This window comes from Nonomuraea sp. NPDC049784, from assembly GCF_040659615.1.
Taxonomy (GTDB): Bacteria; Actinomycetota; Actinomycetes; order Streptosporangiales; family Streptosporangiaceae; genus Nonomuraea.
This window is the reverse complement of the sequence record NZ_JBFAMX010001220.1, coordinates 1-1339: the sequence shown is the minus strand read 5'-3', so window position 1 is coordinate 1339 and position 1339 is coordinate 1. Positions and strand designations below refer to the sequence as shown.

The window sequence follows — 1339 nt, the reverse complement described above, 5'->3', positions numbered from 1 at the left end:
CCACCGTCCAGGCGTCCTCGGCGGCGGCCGGGAACGGGTGCTCCGGAGCCAGCCGGTAGTCGACGGACACCACCACCGCGCCGGTGCGGATGGCCAGGTCGCGCCCGGCCGCGTCGTTGCGTTTGACGCTGCCGAAGACCCAGCCGCCGCCGTGGAAGTAGACGACGACCGGCAGCAGGCCGTCGCCGGGGTCGGCGCGGTAGATCCGGATGGGCACGCCCTCGGCCAGCTCGTCCCGGACGAAGGGCAGTTTCGTCAGCGGCCCCCGGTGGGCGGCCAGGCCGTCCTGCGCGCGCAGCTCCTGGATCCTGGCCAGGTCGAGCGTGGCCAGATCGGTGTTCAGATCCGACGGATAGAGGGCGACGTACTCCCGGGCCTGGGGGTGCAGCGTCATGATCGCAGCCTAGCGGGCCGCCTCGATGAACGCATCGAAGAGCCGGTCGTCGCCGTCACGCTCCGGGTGCCACTGGACACCCACGCCGAACCTGTGGCCCTGCAGCTCGATCCCCTCGACGATCTGGTCCTCGGCCCAGGCCACGGCCAGCAGGCCGCTGCCGAGGCGGCGTACGGACTGGTGGTGGGGCGCGGTGACCTCGACCCGGTCGCCCACGGCCTTGCCGAGCTTGCTGGAGACGCTGACCTGGATCGTGTGCCCGGCTCCGGGCTCGCCGTGGCGGTCGTTGTCGAGCACCTCGGGCAGCCAGGGGATCAGCGTGCCGCCCTGGGCGACGTTGAGCACGTGCATGCCCCTGGCGACGGCCAGGATGGGCAGGTCGGCCCGGACGGCGGCCCTGGCCAGGGCCAGCTCGAACCGGTCGCGGTGGCGCTGCGGCTCGGGCACGCGCTCGTCGCTCTCGCCGCCGTAGGTGTCCGCGCCGACCTCCGCGCCTCCGGCCAGCACGATGCCTTGGAGGCCGCGTACGTAGTCCTCGATGGCGGGCGTGCCGATCGGCGGCAGCATCACGGGCGCGCCCCCGGCCCGCCCGATCGCCTTGGCGTAGGCGGGAGGCGACAGCACGGCCTCGCGTACGTAGTCACTCCAGCGGGCGGCCTCGAGGTAGGCGGTGATACCGATCAGCGGTCGGGACATGCGATCTCCAGGGGGCATGGGAGCCGTGCCGCCATCAGCCTGTCGAGGTGACGGCCACATGCCCATCATGGCGCAGACTCTTTCCGTTATGTCACCTCTCCCAAAGATCTACCACTTCTGCCCCTCTGGGGTAGACGCGCAGTCCTCCGGCCAGGGCCCCTTCGGCGGGCGCGCGGGGTGGGGGGGTTCCCCGGTACGGGGGCTGCGGAGGGGGCAGCGGAGGGCGGCGCCGGGCGGGGGGGGGTGGTA

Annotated in this window: 2 protein-coding genes; both read right to left on the bottom strand. The window is 72.9% G+C overall.

Annotated elements, in window-relative coordinates; genetic code table 11:
• Window positions 1-394, bottom strand: a 394-nt coding sequence (locus tag AB0J09_RS64885; protein ID WP_360714469.1) for an alpha/beta hydrolase, incomplete at its 3' end; no start/stop codon positions are given.
• Window positions 395-403: 9 nt separating this feature from the next.
• Window positions 404-1090: a gamma-glutamyl-gamma-aminobutyrate hydrolase family protein gene (locus AB0J09_RS64880; RefSeq protein ID WP_360714467.1), complete on the bottom strand. Its 687-nt coding sequence runs from the start codon at window positions 1088-1090 to the stop codon at window positions 404-406.
• Window positions 1091-1339 lie beyond the last annotated feature (249 nt).